Below are 19,488 nucleotides of genomic sequence, written 5' to 3' on the forward strand. Positions count from 1 at the left end.
AGGATAGAGATAAACAACTGTTTAGTAGATTTAGATTAGATAGGAATACGATAATGCATCTTGGGATTGATTTTGGTACCTGCTATTCCAGTGCTGCCTTGATGTTAGATGGCACATTCCAAGCAGTAAAAGAACCATTGAAACATGGCTACTCTTTCCCTTCCAGCGCCTTTTTGACTAAGCAGGGCAATATTGTAGTCGGCCAAGCTGCAGAGAACCAGTATAAGCTTGCTCCAAACCGCTATTGTCGTGAATTTAAGCGGGATTTTGGATGCACTGTGCCCTATACGCTGGGGGGGCGAGGATTTCTACCTGAGCAATTGATTTTGGAACTGCTCTGTACCATTAAGGCGGAGGCTGAGCAGATGGTCAACGCTCCCTTATCAACAGCCGTCATCACTGTTCCAGCCACTTATCAATCCTACAAACGGGAATTGATGGAGCAAGTCGCAACTCAAGCAGGCTTTAAATCTGTCGCTTTACTAGAAGAGCCTGTTGCCGCTGCTACCTACTACGCTAGAAAACAAGGAGGGAATCAGAGACTTACTAAGGGCAATATCCTTTTGATTTATGACCTGGGTGGGGGTACTTTTGATGCATCGCTTATTCAAAAGAATAGTAAGGGGTATGATTTACTGGCCCAGCCCGTTGGAGACGAACAACTGGGTGGAGTGGACTTCGACCGCCAGATTTATCAAGATTTGAAAGCTAATTGTAGCAAGACATTACAGGCCTTACTGAATCCGCGGTGTTCCGATACTGAAGCACTCAGAGCCCAGCTGATTGTGGGTGATTGGTGCAGAAATTTTAAGCATCAGCTCAGTGTAGTGAGTGAGTATGAGGATTTACTTCCCATAGGTATGTCTGAGACTTATCAGTTGAGTCAAAACGATTTTTCTGAAATGATCGCCCCCTTTTTACAAAGAACCTGTCAGCTGAGTAGCCAACTGGTTAAAAATGCTGGATTAGATTGGGACAAAGTAGACCAGATTTTAATGGTGGGGGGGAGTTGTCGGATTCCTGCTGTCAAAAAAGTTCTGGAAGAGTCTTTTGAACGCCCACTTGTACTTGTTGACGACCCAGAACTGGCAGTCGCCTATGGATCTGCGATTTATGAAATTTCTCGTCCAACAAGAAAACCTGAAAGAACACTAGAAAACAATGAAGTTATTACTATTCAACCAGCTGATATTCAATTATCTAATGAACCCAATCAGAAAAACGTGATTGATGGTGCAAAAAAACAGCAAATGTCTAAAACCAGCGAAGACACGTTAGCTGGTTTAGTAGTTGTAATTATTGTAGTAGGTATATGTGTTTTTGTCTTTCAATGGCCTATATGGTTAGCAATTATTTTTGTTGTGGTAAGGCTGTTATATGCTTCCAACAAGTAGCTAATTCTATGCTTGTTTGTACCGTTTAGTCATTTAGAGAGGAATACGAAAATGCATCTTGGGATTGATTTTGGTACCTGCTATTCCAGTGCTGCCTTGATGTTAGATGGCACATTCCAAGCAGTAAAAGAACCATTGAAACATGGCTACTCCTTCCCCTCCAGCGCCTTTTTGACCAAGCAGGGCAATATTGTAGTCGGCCAAGCTGCTGAGAACCAGTATCGACTTGCTCCAGGCCGCTATCGCCGTGAGTTTAAGCGCGATTTAGGCCGTACTGTTCCCTATGTGCTCGGAGAACAAGATTTTTTACCCGAGCAATTGATTCTGGAGCTGGTACGCACCATCAAAACTGAGGCCGAGCAGATGGCTAGCGATTCCTTGACGACAGCTATCATCACCATCCCAGCCACCTACCAAACCTATAAGCGGCAATTGATGGAGCAAGTGGCTGCTCAAGCAGGCTTTGAAACGGTCACCTTACTAGAAGAGCCAGTCGCCGCCGCTACCTACTATGCCAATAAACAGGGAGGGCTTACTGAGGGCGATATTCTTCTAGTCTACGATTTGGGGGGTGGCACTTTTGACGCTGCCCTGATTCAGAAGCAAGGCAACAGTTTTCAGGTTTTAGCTCAACCTGTGGGTGATGAACAGTGTGGTGGGATTGACTTTGATCGCCAAATCTACGCTGATCTAAACTCCCGCTGTAGTGACACGCTACAAGATCTTCTAAAGCCAACTAACCAGGATGTCGCAGCAGTTCGAACCAAGCTGATTGTAGGGGATTGGTGTCAGGGCTTTAAGCATCAGCTCAGCGCAGTACCTGAATATGAAGATCTGTTGCCCGTGGGGATGTCTGAAACCTATGCTCTAACTCGGCAACAGTTTGAAAGCATGATCGAGCCTTTTGTTACCAGGACTCTTGATCTCTGTACTCAACTGGTCCAAAGTGCGAACTTGAGCTGGGAGGAGATCAGTCGAGTCTTAATGGTGGGAGGGAGCTGTCGGATTCCCTATGTTAAAGAATCGATAGAAAAAGCCTTTGGTTGTGCTGTTGAAAGGGTAACTGATCCTGAACTTGCGGTATCTTACGGTGCTGCTGCCTATCATGACACTTCTCAAGAAGATGTAGTTACGGGTTATCTGAATGAGGGAATAGAAGAAGCGAAAGCAAATCATTACTCTCCTGCAATTTTGAAATTCAATCATGCATTGGAACTAAATCCAGATTATTATCCAGCCAAATATAATCGTGGATTAGCTCTATTGAAAATGGGCAAGCTAGATCAAGCTCTTGATGATTTCAATCAGGTTATAAATTTATCTCCAAGCTATGCAGAAGCCTATGCGAATCGAGGCAATGTTCTCTTCAAGTTAGCAATGCTGGAAGAAGCATTAGAAAGTTATAATCAGGCTCTAGAGATCAATTCAAAACTTTCATACGTATTAAAAAACAAAAGGAAAGTTCAAGACAGGTTAAAAGAAAAACAAAACAAAACAAAAGCACAGTACTATGCTGTCTCTAGCGCAGAGGAGTCATCTGAGAAGAAACTGAATAGGCAAAATCTGAAGCGTCTTATGTGGCAATTTGAGAATGAAAGAGTTTACTTGTCTCCTGACATACCTGAAGAAAAATTGGATAATGCTATAAATATATACAAAAGTGAGCTAAAGAGAATATATAAGATTGGAAAAACAAGTGTGAAAGTCCTTTTGTTGTACGATGATACTTTCTGGGGTGGTGCTCGTGAGGGGTTGTTACTTCTAGAAGACTGTGCATGCTTCAGTAACTATAATGATGATCCTCCAATATGTCTTCGGTATAGTGAAATTCATAGAGTAGAATGTTCAGATGAAAAGATTTTCATAAACGGGGCAAGAGTAGATCTAACCATGGCAGATGATAAGAAACTTCTTGCTCAAATGATTGCGAAGGTTTTAAGAAATACAGCATGCTGCTGACCGTGAATATTGCAGATATTTTAGATAGAGAACAGCTAGATAAGGGACTGCGATGAGAGATATAGGTTTTCTTAGGTAGGAAATCTAAAGTTTCTGCTGTATCGAACCTGATACCGATAGGATTTGCATAAGTCAAAAGAGAAAGTCCAGCAATGCCACCTGTCGGGGGTCAGATTACCCAACCATCTCAAAACTCAGTCTCCACCCCAGTGCTCTGGATACTTGCCATTGGGGTCAACCAGACTCAAGTCTTGAGCCTGCCAGAACTTCACTTTGCTGCTGCAGATTGCCAAGATTTCGTCAGCGCCTTAACTACCGCCACCCAGCCATTGACCCGAACGCATTGGAGCATTCACCATGACGGCTCAACGTCAACACCCAACCTAACTGTAGTTCAAGACAGTATCGCAGCAATTATTAACCAGGCTCAAGCCCAGGACTCAGTTCTGGGCTACTTCTCCGGGCACGCCCTCCTCGATCCTGATACCAAACAGCCCTTTCTCTGCCTTGCTGATACTGACAGCCAAGCGTTACGCCACACCGGATTGAGCTTGGTGGGATCACTACAGCAGCTTAGACATTGTCAAGCCCATCGCCAGCTCGTGATTCTGGATGCCTGTCGCAGCGGCAGCCTGAGCCTACAGGATGTTAACTCAGCCCCCAACCCAAAATCTGCAAGTGCAAGTCCGGCCCATCAGCTCACAGGCATCCTCAGACAACACGCTAGCCAAACCCAAGGCTTCTACGCTCTGCTCTCCTGCGATCAGAACCAATATTCCTGGGAGCGCTCCGATTTGGGGCATGGCATCTTTACCCACTATCTAATCCAGGGCTTGGAAGGAGAAGCCGCCGACACCCAGGGCAATATCACCGTCAGTCAGCTCTATCGCTACGTCTACTACCAAACCCTGAAACATATCGACAAAACCAATCAACAGATTGAGTTGCTCAATCAGCAAAAACGAGGTCGCGGCGAAGTCGAACTCCTGCCCACCTATCCTGCCCAAACGCCCAAATGGATTGTAGAAGACATCGGTGAGTGGGTCATTGGCCATATCCCCAGACAAGCCGCTAAAACCCAGCCTCGTTTGGCCCTGGTGGTAGATGGACTTAGCCCTAATCACACCTCCCTTGCTATCAGCCGCATCCTCCAAAGCACAGGTCAGTTTGAACTCGAATACTGGCCCCAGCCCCGGCAAACCTGGTCTCACGTTCAGACTGCCATCGACAAATGGTTTAAGGCGCAGTTAGCTACAGCCAGCCAGCACCCCCCTAATAACCACAACTCACCCACTCGCCTGCTCTATCTGCGGGGCACTCTCCAAACCACCACCGATGGTGAGGACTGGCTAGTCCTGGGTAATATTCGATACAGCCGGTCTTGGCTGCGCCAAAAGCTCCGCCAGCTTAGTTCCTTCCAGCAAATCTTGATTTTAGATTGCCCTGGCTCCGATACGCTCACAGACTGGATCGAAGACCTCCACCTTGGCCCAGAGCAAAGTCAATGCATCATTACGGCGACAACGCCAAGAGAACAAACCGAGCAATTTTCTCAGGCGCTTTTATCCACGCTAGAAGCTGTCGCACCAGCTCAAGGGTTGCCAGTAGCAGGGTGGATTACCCACTTGCAACAGGCTCTAGCAGACACAGACATCCAGCTCCATACCTGGCTGTCGGGCGCTCAAGGCATCATCGAAGTGATCCCAGAACAGCGCGAAACCTCAAATACCGATGCAGATTTAAAAATTTGCCCCTACATGGGCCTTAGCGCTTTCACTGAACAGGATGCAGATTATTTCTTTGGTCGCGAACAGCTCACGCAGACCTTGATTAACGCTCTTCGATATCAACCTTTCCTGGCACTGGTAGGGGCCTCCGGCAGCGGTAAATCCTCGCTGGTGCAGGCAGGGATGATGGCCCAACTCCGACGAGGCAACCAAATTCCTGGCAGTGAGCAGTGGTGGCTAGGCTGTTTCCGCCCTGGTTCCCAGCCCCTTGTAGCCTTGCATGAATGTTTGATCCATTCACCAACCCAGGACATACCTGAGCAGGCACTATCTCTAGATGAACTTCTGCAAGCGGGAGCGCTTGGCTTTGTGCAATGGCTGCGAAGCCGCTTGGAACCGATGGTGGTGCTGATTATTGATCAGTTTGAAGAGCTATTCACCTTAACTCCTGAAACAGCGCGGCAGTCGTTCTTTAATCTGCTATTGGGTGCTCTTGAGCAGGCAGGCGATCGCTTTAAGCTAGTCATCACTCTCCGTGCCGACTTTATTGCTGCTGGCCTAGAAGTGCCAGCCCTTGCTGCTCAGCTACGCCAATCTACGGTTCTTGTTCCTCCTCAGCTTGCCATAGCTGAGGAGGAACGAGCCATTATTCAACCTGCTCAAAAAGTAGGGTTAACCGTTGAGCCAGAGCTAGTTGAAATTCTTTTGCAGGAACTGCAGGACGCTGCTGGAGGATTACCCCTCTTAGAGTTTGTTCTGGAACAACTATGGGACCACCGACAAGGGGGAAAGCTGAAACTGCAGGCCTATCAGCGGCAAATTGGCGGCATTAGAGGTGCTTTAGAGCGCAAAGCTCAGGCTGTTTATGACAATTTCACCCCGGAGGAAAAAGACTGTGCGCGCTGGATCTTCACCTCCCTAGCTCAGCTAGGCGAAGGTACTGAAGACACTCGACGTAGAACTCGCAAGGCGGATCTCATGGTCCCCAGATATTCAACATTGGTCGTTGAACGTACCCTCCAAGCTCTTACTACTGCCAAGCTGATTATCGTTAATGCCACCAGAGAGCTGAACCTTGATCAGCCCGACTCTTCTTCCCTGTATGGGAAGTCCGAGGTTACAACCGTCGAAATCGCCCATGAGGTACTAATTCGATACTGGCCCACACTTCAGCAGTGGCTAGAAGCTAATCGTACCCGTCTACGCCTGCAGCGGCAGATTGAGCAGCTTGCAGCTAAATGGCGACTTCAGGGAGAACCAGCTGATGATTTACTTAGAGGGATTCGGCTAGAAGAAGCTGAGGAGATTTGCAGCGGTGGTGAGATATCCAAGGTCTGTCAAGATTTTATTCAAGCCAGCGCGATCGCCCGCGAGATTCAACGCCAACAAGAACATCAAGCGAAGGAAGATGGTGTCAAAGCCTTAAATCTCATTGCTGAAGCTCACCTCAACGCCGACCGTCAACTAGAGGCTTTGATCAGCAGCACTAAAGCAGGTCACAAACTACAACAACTTCCGACGGTATCTCAACACCTGAGAACTGAGACTATTCAAGTACTTCACCACGTTTGTACCAACGTGCAGGAACTAAATCGTCTATACGGCCACGAAGATGTTGTTACTTGCGTGAGCATCAGTCCAAACGGTGAGCTGATTGTTTCCGGCGACTTAACCGGGACAATCAAACTGTGGCAAACAACCGGAACCCTGCTGAATACGATCGCTGGCCATTCAGAGGCAGTCGTTAATGTCGCCTTCAGTGCTGATGGTCAGCAATTTGTTTCGGCTAGTAAAAATACAACGCTGAAAATTTGGGGAATAGAGGGGGAGCTTACTCACCTACTTACTTGCCCAGATGCAGTGAATAGCCTCAGTCTAAATACTGATCGACAGATAATTGCTGCCTCAGACAGTTCAGGCCATCTCAGCCTCTGGCGATGGGATGGCTCACAAATCAATCTTTTCCAGGCCCACGAGGACACAGCCCACCGTGTTGCCATCAGCCCTGATACCCAGTACTTAGCCTCAGCCAGTGCCGATGGTTCCATTAAGCTTTGGCAACTTGATGGAACCTTGGACAACAACTGGTCGGGGCATGATGGTCTCATTACCAGTCTCTGCTTCAGCCCAGATGGTCAAACGCTGGCTTCCGCAGGCGCCGATCAAACCATTAAGCATTGGCACCTTGATGGAACTTTAATCACTGCACTCAACGGCCACAGCAACAGCATAACAGCAGCAATTTTCCACACAGAGAGACCGGTGATCGTTTCCAGCAGCTTCGATAGCACTATCAAAATCTGGGGCATGGACGGGACACTACACTCAACAATTGCTGGTCATCGTGAAACAGTTTCTGAGATCACACTTAGTGCAGACAATACATTGCTGGCATCAGCCGGTGCAGACCGAGTTATCAAACTTTGGTACTGGCAAAACCCCCTACACACAGTTCTTAAGGGCCATCAGGGTTACATCAATAGCTTACGTTTTGATGCTGCAGGAGAAACGCTAGTCTCAGCCGGTCAGGATGGTTCCATCAGGCTATGGAACCCTGATGGAAGGCAAATTCATGAATATCCAGCCCACGAAGACCTAATCACAGCCGTTAACTTTAGCCCTGATCGGCAGCTCATCGCCTCAACGAGCTTTGACAAAACTGTTAAGCTTTGGCACACCAACGGCTCGTTATCCCAGATTATTAGGGGGCACAGCGGGAGGGTCTACGGCTCAGCCTTCAGCCCAAGTGATGACATGATTGTTTCGGCCAGTGCCGATGGAACGGCAAAGCTGTGGTCTACAGAAGGCAGCTTACTGGTAACACTCCCTCACCCCGGCAATGAAGTAGTGTGCGTTACCTTCGCGCAAGAGGGTAAAACCATTGTTTCCGGCACATCTAATGGCTCCCTATATTTTTGGCAGCCAGATGGAACTTTAGTTCGAGTCGTCAAAGCTCATGGCAATATGATTCTTGCTTTCAGCTTGAGTCCTGATGGGAGCAAGCTAGCAACAGCAAGCCAGGACCGAACAATTAAGGTTTGGGACATTGATGGCGAACCACTCAACGCCCTGCCGGAGCAAAGTGGCCCTGCCTATAATGTCAGTTTTAGTCCAGATGGTTCTAGCCTCGCCTTTGCAAGTTCATCAAATGTTATCCAAACTTGGTCTCTAGAGGGCATCTTGACTCAGTCATTGATATGCAGTCAGAATCCGTGTGTGTCAGTTTGTTTTCATCCTCAATGCAACCTCCTCGCCGTAGGAGACACCGACGGATTGATACACCTGATGTCTTGGCCGCTCAATCTCAACGATTTGGTTACTCACGGTGATAACTGGCTGCAAGACTACTACAGTGCCAATGAAGTTGGCGAACAGCCTTACAGTCAGTCATCACAAAGGGTGTTGTAATAACAAATCGCTCTTTAGTGACTAAGGGAAGAGACAAACAAGAAAGAGAGCTCGTCGGCAGAGTAGACAGGGCAAACGCATACTCGAAAAAGGTAGGATACTGAATAATTAGCGCATTATTCTGTCTTGCCAATGAGTCAGTCAGCTAGTCCATCGGGTTCACTGTTAACGCACTTTGAAAGGCTAGAAGACCGTGATAGTGCCAGTTATAGCAATCCGCTGAAAGGTTAGGACGCATTGCAAAAAGCCTCGTCAACGACTTCGCGAAAGTCTCTGCCTGACTGAATCTGCTTTCGCATTCGGTTCTTCAGCACAAACCACTGATGTTCGATAGGGTATCAAACGTCAAGGGCATCGGGTATTAGGCGACAGTGAAGGTAGGCGGGTTCTAAAACCAGGTTGTCGTGTTTGGTCAGAACGGAGTGAGACTGGCTAGCACGGCGTTGTCAAGTTGAGCTTGATGAGCCAATTTCAGGACAGCTTTATTCAGGGAATATCATCTGATTGGACTATGCGATTCTCTGATCGAGAGGCTGCGCCAACGCGCCTACTCCTGTCATCGACCGCCAACTTTCGATCCGCTGGCGCATCGTTTCTCGATAGTCTGAAGCGGTTTGTTTGTGTTGATGGGGATGAAAATGACCGCGTATCGGTTCAAAGGCTGTTCCGACAATACTCACTTAACAAAACTGTCCTAAAATTGGCTAATTGAGCTCAACTTGACAACGCCGCGCTGAATGCTACTTGCCTATATTGTGACTTATCAGCCGGATTTCATATAAAAGCCCGAAACCGAGTCTCGAACATCCTCTCGGGGGGTGCTCGCAATGGCGACTGGCATAGAGGGGAACGCAGCTCTTATCGCTTTTCCAGTTGACATGCTCTCCTGCTCAGGCGTCAACTACCCCTACTAACCCAAACTTCCTGCGTTTGATAAAAACTACCGCGTTGTTCCATTGGAAACCCGCCGAGCAACGCGGCAATCCACACCTCTATCAGCGGCATCTCTAGTTGCTTTTGCAGATCAACCAATCGCTGCGGTGTGTTTGTCTGTTCATTTGCCAACGCCTTCACCCAGTCAGACACATGCTCAGCATGCGAGACGGCCAGCGCCTGACTCTTGAGCCCAGCATCCTCCAACGCTTCGAGCATGTCCAAGACCGACAGTTTCTCTACATCACCTGCAACAGAATCCTCATCAGTTTTATCTTCATTGGCTAGCTCACTAGTCGTGCGATAGAAACGATTCACTAATTCTGAGAAGTCTAGCTCCTGGGTCTGTCTAGTCACTCCCTGAAGCCAGTCGCCATCCATAACTGGCCCTTCTGCGTTGTTCGCATCCTGCCAATCTTCCCAGAGTACTTCTGACTTGGTTTCACACAGTCCAGCTAGCTGCATCAGAACATCGCCAGCGACTCGAAGGCGATCGCGCTGCTTTAGCTCAGATAGTTCTTCTTCAAACTGCTTCCACAAACCAAGAACATCCGCTGTCTCTGGAACCGTAGCCGCTTCCTCAATCGCAACCTCTAAGTTCAGTTCTAGCTGCCGCACACTAACCATTAGCTATCTCCGACTGACTTAAGCGATCGCTCCACGGACACCCCGCAATCGGACACTCGATTGGCTCTAACCGAATCTCCTCAGCAAAGTAGGCGATACCAAACCGCGCATTCAGATAGCCCATCACCTCTTGTTGAACATAGCGTTCTAACTGTCGCTTCCGATAGCCAGCACAGTGAATCGGGGCTACTTCCAACACTTTGGCACCATCTTGGAACACAGAAGCAGCGATCGCATGGACGGGTGCATCCTTGCGTTTCTCTCGCCAGATATACAGGTTGGCATAAGGCATCGACCCCTCGGCCACCGACAGCGATACTTCTTCTACCTGTCCCTTATTGGAAGCAGCACCGGAAACCTGTTGCTGATACTGCAACCGCCGCTGCTCATTCAACCGCTGGCGATTGCGATAGTAAGAACGCTTGCTAGGACAGCGCTTGTCATGCCAACAGCCATCGCCTTTCTTCCCATGTAGCTGCCGCGCCTGGCTCGCACTAAGCGGTGCACACTCCACACATTTCTTGGGAACTCGACGGGCCATATTCACGAAATAGAGTACGAGCTGTTTGAAGGCAGCTAAACAGAAGGAAAGATCAGTGGGATTGGTATATCCCGATACTTGCGATAGATCTGAAAGTCGCTATCTAAGGTGAATACTGAACTCCGAGGATATAGCTCAGCCATTCGTACTAGCTCCGCATCTGCAAGTGAAGCCGGAACTGACTCGTAGCGCTTCATGAGAGCGAGAACAGAAGCAATCTCAGACTCTAAAGAGAACACGACTTGAAGCTGTTCCTGTTCTAAGTAAGGTAGAAACGCTTCACGAGCGCCTCTCACACGGCCTAGAAGAAACCACGTTTCAGAGATAACCGCTTCACAAGTCAGTAGCGGCGGCTCCATCTGCTCCAACTGCTGCACCACCCACGTATGATGACGTTCGCTCTGGTCAATCGAAGCAACTAAAACACTGGTGTCAACGATGACCTTCTGAAGCATTACTGGCCGTATCCTTCCATGTAGGCTGGATTAGTTGCAAGATCGCCAGGGCCGTTCACTGCACCGATAGAAGCGCGAGCAACCTCCGCGAAGGACTTAGGTTCTTCACTATATGATTGCGTTTCGGCCTGCTGGCGTTTGGCCTTGAGGAACTTAACGAAATCGAGGATCTGCTTTTGATCTACTTCGGGTAGCGCTTCGATTTCTTCCACGACTTGTTGAGCGAGCGGTGACATCGTTAGTAGCTCCTGAAATACAAATGGCTCAACTGAGACTAACTGGCGCTAGAGCAGGCTATCCACTTCGTAGCCTGAACCACCTGCCGTACATAGCTTTATCATACCGCACCTCGTCAGTTTATGGTTTTAGTCTGATTTTTAGTGTAATGCATATAAGTACAGTTATTTGAGGTAAGATTTAGGTAAATAAGGGGTGGTCAGGTACGATGAGGCTTTACCGCTCGCTTAGATTTCAAAAATAGGGAGTGCTTTTTCGATGCTTCGTGAGATGCCTCAGCCTAAATTCATCGAGGTCGGTCAGCCCGCGGTGCCGCCGTCCGCGCCGCCAGCTGACTTGAACTGGCAGCGGGTAGAAGAGTTCTTGCGGGTGCGTGAGCTGGCTGAGAATACGCGCAAAGTATACGAGCGGCAGCTGCGGCAGTTTTATGAGTGGGCGCAAAAGCCCTGGCAGCAGGTGACTCACCGCGATATCGACCGCTATAAGCAGCATCTGAAGGCGCTACCGAGTAAGCAGGGTGGTTCGCTGTCGCCTGCGACTATCAATCAGTCGATTAACTCGCTGAAGAGCTTCTTCAAGTGGCTGACGGTGAAAGACTATATTTCACGCAATTCTACACTAACCATTGAGCAGTTGAAGGATGCACCGAAGCCACCGAAGGACTTAGATGAAGCTGAGGTCGATGCGCTGTTCGATGGACTGAACTACAGAGGGGAGTCTGAGGTTCGAGATCTCGCTATCTTGCAGCTACTCAGTCATGGGCTTAGGGCTGGCGAGGTGAGTGCGCTCAATATTGAAGACTACGATGGAAAACGAGTCCATGTACTAGGTGCGAAGTGGGGTAGTGACGGCAAGGTGCCTCTGAAGCCGGAGGCGATCATGGCTTTAGATAGCTACTTAGGCTGGCTGGTAAGACAGGGCATGGCCACGACGCCTGAGTCTCCTTTATTGGTTAGCTTGTCTAGGAACAGCAGAGGCAAGCGACTGGGTTACCGTGGCATCTATGACTTGGTTAAGGAGTTGGCTGCGGCCAGTGAGCTAGAAGATGTTCATCCCCATCGTCTCAGACATACCTGTGCAACGTCTTTGGTGGCGCAGGGGATGGATAGCATTTTGGCGAAGCGATTGGTCAGGATTAAGTCGGATCGCGTCTTTGCTCGGTATAGCGATCGCGCTCTCGATATCAAGATGGAGGAAGCGTTTGATGAGCTGTATGGGCTATCGAGCAGGGATAGTGATGGGGAGCAGGTTGCTGATCTCAGCGTTGCATCTGATTTAGCGCTCAGCCAAACGACGGTAACTGAGGAAGTTAAATAGGAACTGCTAACTCGCCCTAGATTGCATCTCTCAGACGTGTGTAAAGGCAAATTCTCAACCAGAAGCCCAGACTGTTTACCAGCTCAAGATCACACTCAAAGGCATTCGTCCCGTAATTTGGCGACGAGTGCAGGTGCGAGGTGACAGTACGTTAGGAGATCTGCACTGGGCGATTCAATTTGCCATGGGCTGGACGGGGGCTCATCTACACTCGTTTTCAATTCAGGGGACGGCGCATTCTATGCGCAGGCCTGGTCTGGGCCTCGATGAGTTGGATAGGCGTGACGAATCGTCGCTCATGTTGAGCGAGGTCGTGACAGGAGAGAAGGTTACGTTTTTCTACCTCTATGACTTCGGCGATGCTTGGGCGCATGAAGTCTTGGTCGAGAAGGCGCTTACGGCCAAGCGTGATACTCACTATCCTGTCTGCATTAAGGCTAAGAGGGCTTGCCCACCTGAGGATTGTGGGGGGACGTGGGGGTATCAGGCGTTGCTAAAAGCCATCAAAGACCCCAAGCATCCTGAACATGCATTGAGGCTCGAATGGTTAGGCACTCCCTTTGACCCAGAGGACGCTGACCTCGACGAGATCAATGATCGGCTCAAGACAATTCCTCGTGATACGGCTGAGTTTAATGGCTATATCTTTTGATAGGAAAGGAATGCAGCCTTCACGTAGGTTTCTCTTCCATCCCTTCTTTGAACTGCTTAAGTGTAGACTGAGCGCCACGGAAGTTAGCAAAACTGAATATAGGAGAATACAACGGTTAGACAGTACAAATAAGTGAAGCGAAGTAGCGTAGCAATGGGACAGTACCGTTAGCGCCGAACGCTCGTCAGGCGCTAGGCAGCTATCTGGGTTGGTGCGTACGCAAAGGGTTTGATACTGGCTCAGGTGAGCCACTCTTTAGAAGCCTATCGAGGAACGGCTATGGGAAGTGGCTGGGCTACTGGGGCATCTACGAGATGGTGAAGGATTTGGGAGCGATTGCTGAGTCAACTGAGAACGTACATCCGCATCGATTGCGTCATACGTTTGGTACGCAGCTCGTGATGAATGACATGTCGCCGGATTATGTGCGGAAGTTGATGCGGATCAAGTCGCCAGTGACTTCTGAACGGTACACAAAAAGAGCGCTGGAGAAGAAGGCTAAAGATACGTTCAACGACTTGATTGAGCCCTCTGAATCAGGTAGTGGTTTGTTTTAGGAGAACATGGGATTTACAACATATGATTGCTCATAGTGTTTCGACCTCTGGCTTCACCACTGCTCATAAGTGGGGTACTGCAAGCGTTACAGTCGAAAAATTACTATGGCGCTTAGGCTATAATCCTCTGGCTGTATCTAATTTGTGCTTTTTATGGCTGTTCTAATCGATCAGGCGCTTCCTAGCGCAGTTTCTAGACTAGCAGCCAAAGAAGCGAAGCGTGTCTGGACGTTTTTGACTAAGTTTCTAGAAAATCCGGCTCACCCGAGCTTGAGCCTTGAACGTATTACGAAGACGAACAACAAAAACCTTTGGTCAGCAAGAATTTCACAGGAGCTAAGGGCCGTCATTTACAAAGATGGTGAAACTTGGACGGTTCTACATGCTGACCATCACGATGCGGCCTATCACTGGGCTGAAACGAAGCAGATAGCGCGGCATTCTAAGACAGGAGCGTTGCAAATTATTGCATCCCCTGAGGTTGTGGAGCAGCAAATTCAGAGCTACGACCAGAGATATGACTGGAGCAAGACTGATAATGCTTCCTCAGGTATCTTTGACGAGCATAAGGATGATTATCTACTGAGCTTGGGCGTACCCGCAAAGTGGGTACCCACTTTGCGCAAGATAAAACTGGAAGAGGTGCTGATAGATGCCGTTTTAGATTTACCAAATGATGTGGGAGAGCGCCTTCTCTGTTTAGCGGCAGGTGAGTTTGTGACACCACCTACCGCTATTCCAGCTGAGCAGCCGCTAATAGAGCAACAGGATGTGAAACGTCGTTTCTTTGTCTTGAAGGACAGTGACGATTTGCTGAGAATGCTAGAGGCTCCCTTAGAGACTTGGATTGCTTTTTTGCATCCCTCTCAAGAGCAGCTAGCGACTGGGGATTTTTCTGGCCCAGTAAAAGTAACTGGAAGCGCTGGTACAGGTAAGACTGTAGTGGCAATGCATCGAGCAAGGCATTTAGCTAGACAAGGCAAGAAGGTGCTGCTGACAAGCTATGTGAAGACGCTCTGCGAGAATATTGAGCGCAATCTGGACTTGCTTTGTACGTCTGAGGAAAAAGCGTTAATTACGGTCAGTACTGTCCATAAGCAAGCGCTTAGGTTGGCGACGAGCAAGGGACAGAAGCTACAACCCGTAGAGAAGTCATATATCAAGTCTCTGATTGAAACAGCTCATTTTCCTAGCTGTCCGCTAGATCCGGTGATGCTGCTAACAGAGTGGGAAACGGTTATTCAAGACCAGGGAATCACTCGCTGGGAGCAGTACAAGAGCGCTAACCGAGCAGGGAGAGGGTTTCCTTTGTCGGCTAAGGGTAGAGAGCAGATTTGGCCAATCTTTGAGCGGATGATTAAGACGCTAGAAGCCGAAGGGAAGGCGGAATGGTCAAGTATTTGTCGGCAGGCTAGGGAATTTGTTGTTTCAGGTGTCGTCGAAAGTCCCTTTGACGCAGTGGTTGTCGATGAACTGCAAGATTTACAGCCTCAGGAGATTCAGCTGCTGGGAGCGTTAGCTGGAAAGGGAAGAAATACGCTGATGCTGGTAGGCGACGGGGGGCAGCGAATCTATGGCGGCAGGTTTAGTCTTAAGGGATTAGGCGTGAATGTGCAGGGGCGATCGCACATCCTGCGAATCAATTACCGCACCACCGAGCAAATCAGACGCTTTGCAGACAAGCTGGTTGGGGAGAGCGGCGATGATTTAGATGGTGGGTTAGAGAAGCGAAAAGGAACGGTGAGCTTGCTTAAAGGGCCGCAGCCAGTACTACATCCGGCCAAAACGCAGGCTCAGCAGTGGAAGTATGTCGCTGGCGAGATTAAGCGAATGAAGAAAGAAGGGCTGGATTTGGCTGAAATGGCTATTTTCAGCCGAACCAATGCCGACTTACAGACGATTCAGGCAGCGCTGACACGCAATAAAGTAAAAAGCCAAATCATTGCGCGCGAAGGGGCTAATGGCGACGGTGTGCGGTTGGGAACACTGCATAGAGCGAAGGGGCTTGAGTTTAAGTCTGTGTTTGTGGTGAATGTATCAGACGAGCAGGTGCCGCAGCGATCGCTACTACAAGATGTGCAAGACCAGCAGCTACGGTCGGACTTGCTAGAGCGGGAGCGGCAGCTGTTGTATGTCGGGTTAACGCGAGCAAGAGACGAGGCTATTTTGACCTGGGTAGGCTATCCAAGCCGGTTTTTAGAAGATATCTTGACTGATCCTGAATTAGAAGCGCTAGAAGAGTCGGCGGAGAAGTAGAAGCACTATGGCAAATGCAGCTAGCGAAAGATTGAAAGATACATTAACGACCGGGCTCACAAAGGCCAACTCTTCAGTGCCTGGACAGTTAGCACCTGGGCAACTAGCCAGAGTGCGATCGCGTCAATACCTGATTGAAGAAGTCATTGTGCCGACAGATGAGAAGGGAGATACGCTGGTACGTCTTTCTTGTGTTGAAGATGACGCGCAAGGCGAGCCGCTAGAGGTATTTTGGGAACGAGAGATTGATGCCAAGCTGATTGGAGCCGCGACTTGGGATGCGGTCGTGAGCCAAGGCTTTGACAATCCGCGCTATTTTTCAGCTTACTTTCACACGCTACGCTGGAACTGCGTGACTTCGACTGATCCTAGATTATTCCAAGCGCCGTACCGAGCTGGCATTGAGGTAAATGCCTATCAGCTAGAGCCGCTGCGCAAGGCGCTGCGGATGCCAAGAGTCAATCTGTTTATTGCCGATGATGTGGGTTTGGGCAAGACCATTGAAGCAGGTTTAATCCTGCGAGAGATGCTGCTGCGTCAAAAGATTAAGCGAGTGGTTATTTCCGCACCGCCTTCGGTTGTACAGCAGTGGAAGGAGGAAATGGAGAGCCGCTTTGGTCTGACGTTTACGATTTACGATCGGGCGTATGTTGCGAGAATGCGGCGATCGCGTGGCTACGCCATTAACCCTTGGACAACGCACAACCGATTCATCATTTCTCATGCACTATTGCGGAATGAGACTTATGCAGCACCTTTGAGAGATTGGTTAGGGGAGTTTTCGGCTGGCTCGATGTTTATCCTAGATGAGGCCCACAACGCAGCGCCAGCGAGCAGCTCTAAGTATGCAGTAGACTCACAGCTCACTAAAACGGTGCGAAATCTAGCGCCTCGGTTTGAGCATCGATTATTTTTATCAGCCACGCCGCATAACGGACACTCAAACAGCTTTGCGGCCCTGCTAGAGATTTTAGATCCACAGCGATTTTGTCGGGGAGTGCCCGTGCGCAGCAAAGCGCTGCTAGATGCAGTCATGGTGCGGCGGCTAAAGCAAGATTTAAGAGAGATTAAAAATGGAGACTTTCCAGAACGTCAGGTGATTGCACTGCGAGTAGACGGGTTGCCAGAAGAGGCACCGGAGCTAGTGCTATCGCAGCTGTTGCAGCAGTACAGAGACTGCCGAGAAGAGCGGCTAAGAGAAGCAACAAAATCTTCACGAGCAGCGGCAATGCTGGTAATTACTTCTTTGCAGAAACGGCTGCTATCTTCGATTGAAGCATTTTCTCGAACTTTAAGCGTGCATTGCAAGTCCGTGGAAAAGCTAGCAAAAGAGACCGCTGGTGTGTCTGATCGGCTTTTGAATGGCATGAGCTTATCTCTGCTGGAAGAAGCGCCCGGCAATGACGATGAACGAGCGGATTTGGATGAAGCGGAGGTGGCACTAGAAGAAGACAATCAGATGGTGATCGCAACTCAAGCGTCTATGGCAACTTCTGGGCCAAATTCTGGACAAACCTCTGGCGGCGGGGTAACTGCTAGAGAACTAGAGCTGTTGGAGCAGATGAGCGATATTGCTGCAAAGGCTCGCTATCTGCCCGACGGACGCATTGAGCAGCTAGCGGTATGGCTAAACGAGAATCTGTGCCCGCAGCTGGGTGAAAAAGGAGCGCAGTGGAATAACCACCGAGTTCTTATTTTTACGGAGTATACAGATACTAAGCGGTATCTAGAGCAGCAGCTAGGGGCAATTATTGCTGAGTCCGACCGGGCGCAGAAGCGGATTGAGACATTTCATGGGGGCATCGGTGATGAAAGGCGCGAGCAAGTGAAGGCGGCGTTTAATGCTGACCCGGCGGCGCATCCGCTGCGAATTTTGATTGCGACGGATGCGGCGAGAGAAGGGGTGAATTTACAGAATTACTGCGCGAATTTGTTCCACTTTGATGTGCCTTGGAACCCGAGCCGGATGGAGCAACGGAACGGGCGGATTGACCGGAAGTTGCAGAAGGCTGATTTAGTGCGCTGCTATTACTTCGTGTATTCGCAGCGAGCAGAGGATCGGGTGCTAGACGTGCTGGTGCAAAAGACGAAGCGGATTCAAGAAGAGCTAGGTAGTCTATCACCTGTGGTTGAGAAGAACGTTTCTAAACTGCTAAAGCAAGGCATTCGCACAAGTGAGGAAGCTGCACTAACTAAAGCAATTGACGAGTCTGATACAGCAGATTCTGAATCGGTAGAAAAGGGCAAAGTCATCAGTGAGGAGCTAGAAGCCATCAGAGACAAGCGACAGGCGCTATTAGATCAAGAAAAGCAGCTTCAGAATATTTTGGATGCATCCTATAAGTGGCTAGGCTTTGAGGACAGACATTTCCGCGATGCGATTTCGGCGTCGTTGGAGCTGCTAGGGGCGAGGTCTTTGACGCCGCTGTCTGAAAAGGAGGCGAGAGAAAATCCTGATCAGGCGCAGTGGGAGATTCTGGCTTTGGACGAAAAGCTAGGGACAGATCCGACTTGGGCAGCGACCTTGGATACGTTGCGATCGCCTAGAAAGCGCGGTCAAAAACTATGGGAATGGCGCAACGAGTCACCGATTTTGCCAGTCATTTTTCGCGACTCGGGCTCTTTAGATTCACAGTCGGTGCATCTGCATTTAGAGCAGCGACTGGTACAGCGGCTGCTGGGTCGGTTTTTATCTCAAGGGTTCGTTCATGATGACCTGACGCGGGCCTGCGTGTGCCTAACGGATACGGCGATTCCGAGGGTGATTATGCTAGGGCGGCTGTCGCTGTATGGGCAGGGGGCGGCGCGGCTGCATGATGAGATTGTGCCGGTGGTGGCCAGGTGGAAAGATCCTGACGACAGAGAGGGATTACAGGTACTGGGCGATCGCACCACCAGAGAAGTCCTGCAAACCTTAGAAGATTCTTTGGCTAATCCGCGTCTGAGAGAGGTACCAGAGCTGGTAAGGCAGCGATTGCAGGCGAGTGCGCCACAGGACGTGGCTGATTTGAGCGAGCATTTAGATGAGTTGGTGCAAAGACTGATTGAGGCGGCTGAGGCAAAGCTGGCGGAAAGGGGCGCTAGGGAGGCAAAGGAAATGAAAACGCTGCTGGAGGCTCAGCGCGATCGCATTTCTCGGCGGCAGCGAGAAACAGATCGTGATGCCACGCAGCTCACTTTTGATTTTGCGGTAGCGGAGAAACGGCAGCTAGATGCAGACAGAAGGCATTGGGAACATCGATTAAAAATGCTGGAGGCCGAAATTGAGACGGAGCCTGCGCGGATTGAGGCGGGGTATCGGGTAAAAGTTTCGCGGATTGAACCAGTAGGGTTAGTGTATTTGTGGCCCGTGACAGGTTAAAGGTTCTCTACCATCTGATTAGTAAACTGGCATAATTTAAGCAAGAAGGCAGGAATATCGTTTT

13 protein-coding genes are annotated in these 19,488 nt (G+C 49.4%); 8 read left to right on the forward strand and 5 right to left on the reverse strand.

Annotation, left to right across the window (positions count from 1 at the left end; genetic code table 11):
* The first annotated feature begins 53 nt into the window (after positions 1-53).
* The 3 genes from S7335_RS22345 (at position 54) to S7335_RS22355 (ending at position 8,488) form a co-directional block, all read left to right on the forward strand.
* A complete protein-coding gene (locus S7335_RS22345; RefSeq protein ID WP_006458047.1) occupies positions 54-1,394 on the forward strand; it encodes an Hsp70 family protein in 1,341 nt (446 codons plus the stop codon).
* 51 nt (positions 1,395-1,445) lie between these two features.
* Positions 1,446-3,353, forward strand: a complete 1,908-nt coding sequence (locus S7335_RS22350; RefSeq protein WP_006458165.1) for an Hsp70 family protein — start codon at positions 1,446-1,448, stop codon at positions 3,351-3,353.
* Positions 3,354-3,505: 152 nt separating this feature from the next.
* Positions 3,506-8,488, forward strand: a complete 4,983-nt coding sequence (locus S7335_RS22355) for a caspase family protein (protein ID WP_006458142.1) — start codon at positions 3,506-3,508, stop codon at positions 8,486-8,488.
* A 509-nt stretch (positions 8,489-8,997) separates the two neighbouring features.
* Here the strand turns inward: S7335_RS22355 and S7335_RS28585 are convergent.
* The 5 genes from S7335_RS28585 to S7335_RS22375 all read right to left on the reverse strand — a co-directional run bounded on the left by S7335_RS28585 (position 8,998) and on the right by S7335_RS22375 (position 11,280).
* Positions 8,998-9,168 carry a hypothetical protein gene (locus S7335_RS28585; RefSeq protein ID WP_006458227.1) on the reverse strand — a complete coding sequence of 57 codons (171 nt, stop codon included), beginning with the start codon at positions 9,166-9,168 and terminating at the stop codon, positions 8,998-9,000.
* Between the two features lie 217 nt (positions 9,169-9,385).
* Entirely contained in the window at positions 9,386-10,048 is a 663-nt protein-coding gene (locus S7335_RS22360) for a hypothetical protein (protein WP_006458093.1), read from the reverse strand.
* Entirely contained in the window at positions 10,041-10,589 is a 549-nt protein-coding gene (locus S7335_RS22365) for a hypothetical protein (protein ID WP_038019501.1), read from the reverse strand. Before S7335_RS22365 ends, S7335_RS22360 begins: the two co-directional genes overlap by 8 nt.
* Before the next feature lie 35 nt (positions 10,590-10,624).
* Complete coding sequence (locus S7335_RS22370; RefSeq protein WP_006457993.1) at positions 10,625-11,044, reverse strand: type II toxin-antitoxin system VapC family toxin; 420 nt, start codon at positions 11,042-11,044, stop codon at positions 10,625-10,627.
* Positions 11,044-11,280: a hypothetical protein gene (locus tag S7335_RS22375; RefSeq protein WP_038019504.1), complete on the reverse strand. Its 237-nt coding sequence runs from the start codon at positions 11,278-11,280 to the stop codon at positions 11,044-11,046. The genes S7335_RS22370 and S7335_RS22375 overlap by 1 nt, the downstream gene beginning before the upstream one ends.
* Positions 11,281-11,539: 259 nt before the next feature.
* On the opposite strand from S7335_RS22375, the gene S7335_RS22380 reads away from it, so the two are divergent.
* From S7335_RS22380 to drmD, 5 genes are all read left to right on the forward strand, one after another.
* Positions 11,540-12,598, forward strand: a complete 1,059-nt coding sequence (locus S7335_RS22380) for a tyrosine-type recombinase/integrase (RefSeq protein ID WP_006458374.1) — start codon at positions 11,540-11,542, stop codon at positions 12,596-12,598.
* 25 nt (positions 12,599-12,623) lie between these two features.
* Complete coding sequence (locus S7335_RS22385; protein WP_038019507.1) at positions 12,624-13,250, forward strand: plasmid pRiA4b ORF-3 family protein; 627 nt, start codon at positions 12,624-12,626, stop codon at positions 13,248-13,250.
* Positions 13,251-13,453: 203 nt separating this feature from the next.
* Complete coding sequence (locus tag S7335_RS29035) at positions 13,454-13,807, forward strand: tyrosine-type recombinase/integrase (RefSeq protein WP_369791696.1); 354 nt, start codon at positions 13,454-13,456, stop codon at positions 13,805-13,807.
* 153 nt (positions 13,808-13,960) lie between these two features.
* Positions 13,961-16,063: a 3'-5' exonuclease gene (locus S7335_RS22395; protein ID WP_006458168.1), complete on the forward strand. Its 2,103-nt coding sequence runs from the start codon at positions 13,961-13,963 to the stop codon at positions 16,061-16,063.
* Between the two features lie 7 nt (positions 16,064-16,070).
* A complete protein-coding gene (drmD, locus tag S7335_RS22400) occupies positions 16,071-19,424 on the forward strand; it encodes a DISARM system SNF2-like helicase DrmD (protein ID WP_006458075.1) in 3,354 nt (1,117 codons plus the stop codon).
* The last annotated feature ends 64 nt before the right edge of the window (positions 19,425-19,488 follow it).

The sequence above is a fragment of the Synechococcus sp. PCC 7335 genome (assembly GCF_000155595.1).
Classification (GTDB): domain Bacteria; phylum Cyanobacteriota; class Cyanobacteriia; order Phormidesmidales; family Phormidesmidaceae; genus Phormidesmis.

Coding starts and splice junctions, on each gene's coding strand:
- S7335_RS22395 (WP_006458168.1), top strand. CDS start 13,961: ATGGCTGTTCTAATCGATCAGGCGCTTCCTAGCGCAGTTTCTAGACTA.
- S7335_RS22365 (WP_038019501.1), bottom strand. CDS start 10,589: ATGGCCCGTCGAGTTCCCAAGAAATGTGTGGAGTGTGCACCGCTTAGT.
- S7335_RS22355 (WP_006458142.1), top strand. CDS start 3,506: ATGCCACCTGTCGGGGGTCAGATTACCCAACCATCTCAAAACTCAGTC.
- S7335_RS22375 (WP_038019504.1), bottom strand. CDS start 11,280: ATGTCACCGCTCGCTCAACAAGTCGTGGAAGAAATCGAAGCGCTACCC.
- S7335_RS22370 (WP_006457993.1), bottom strand. CDS start 11,044: ATGCTTCAGAAGGTCATCGTTGACACCAGTGTTTTAGTTGCTTCGATT.
- S7335_RS22350 (WP_006458165.1), top strand. CDS start 1,446: ATGCATCTTGGGATTGATTTTGGTACCTGCTATTCCAGTGCTGCCTTG.
- S7335_RS22345 (WP_006458047.1), top strand. CDS start 54: ATGCATCTTGGGATTGATTTTGGTACCTGCTATTCCAGTGCTGCCTTG.
- S7335_RS22360 (WP_006458093.1), bottom strand. CDS start 10,048: ATGGTTAGTGTGCGGCAGCTAGAACTGAACTTAGAGGTTGCGATTGAG.
- drmD (WP_006458075.1), top strand. CDS start 16,071: ATGGCAAATGCAGCTAGCGAAAGATTGAAAGATACATTAACGACCGGG.
- S7335_RS22380 (WP_006458374.1), top strand. CDS start 11,540: ATGCTTCGTGAGATGCCTCAGCCTAAATTCATCGAGGTCGGTCAGCCC.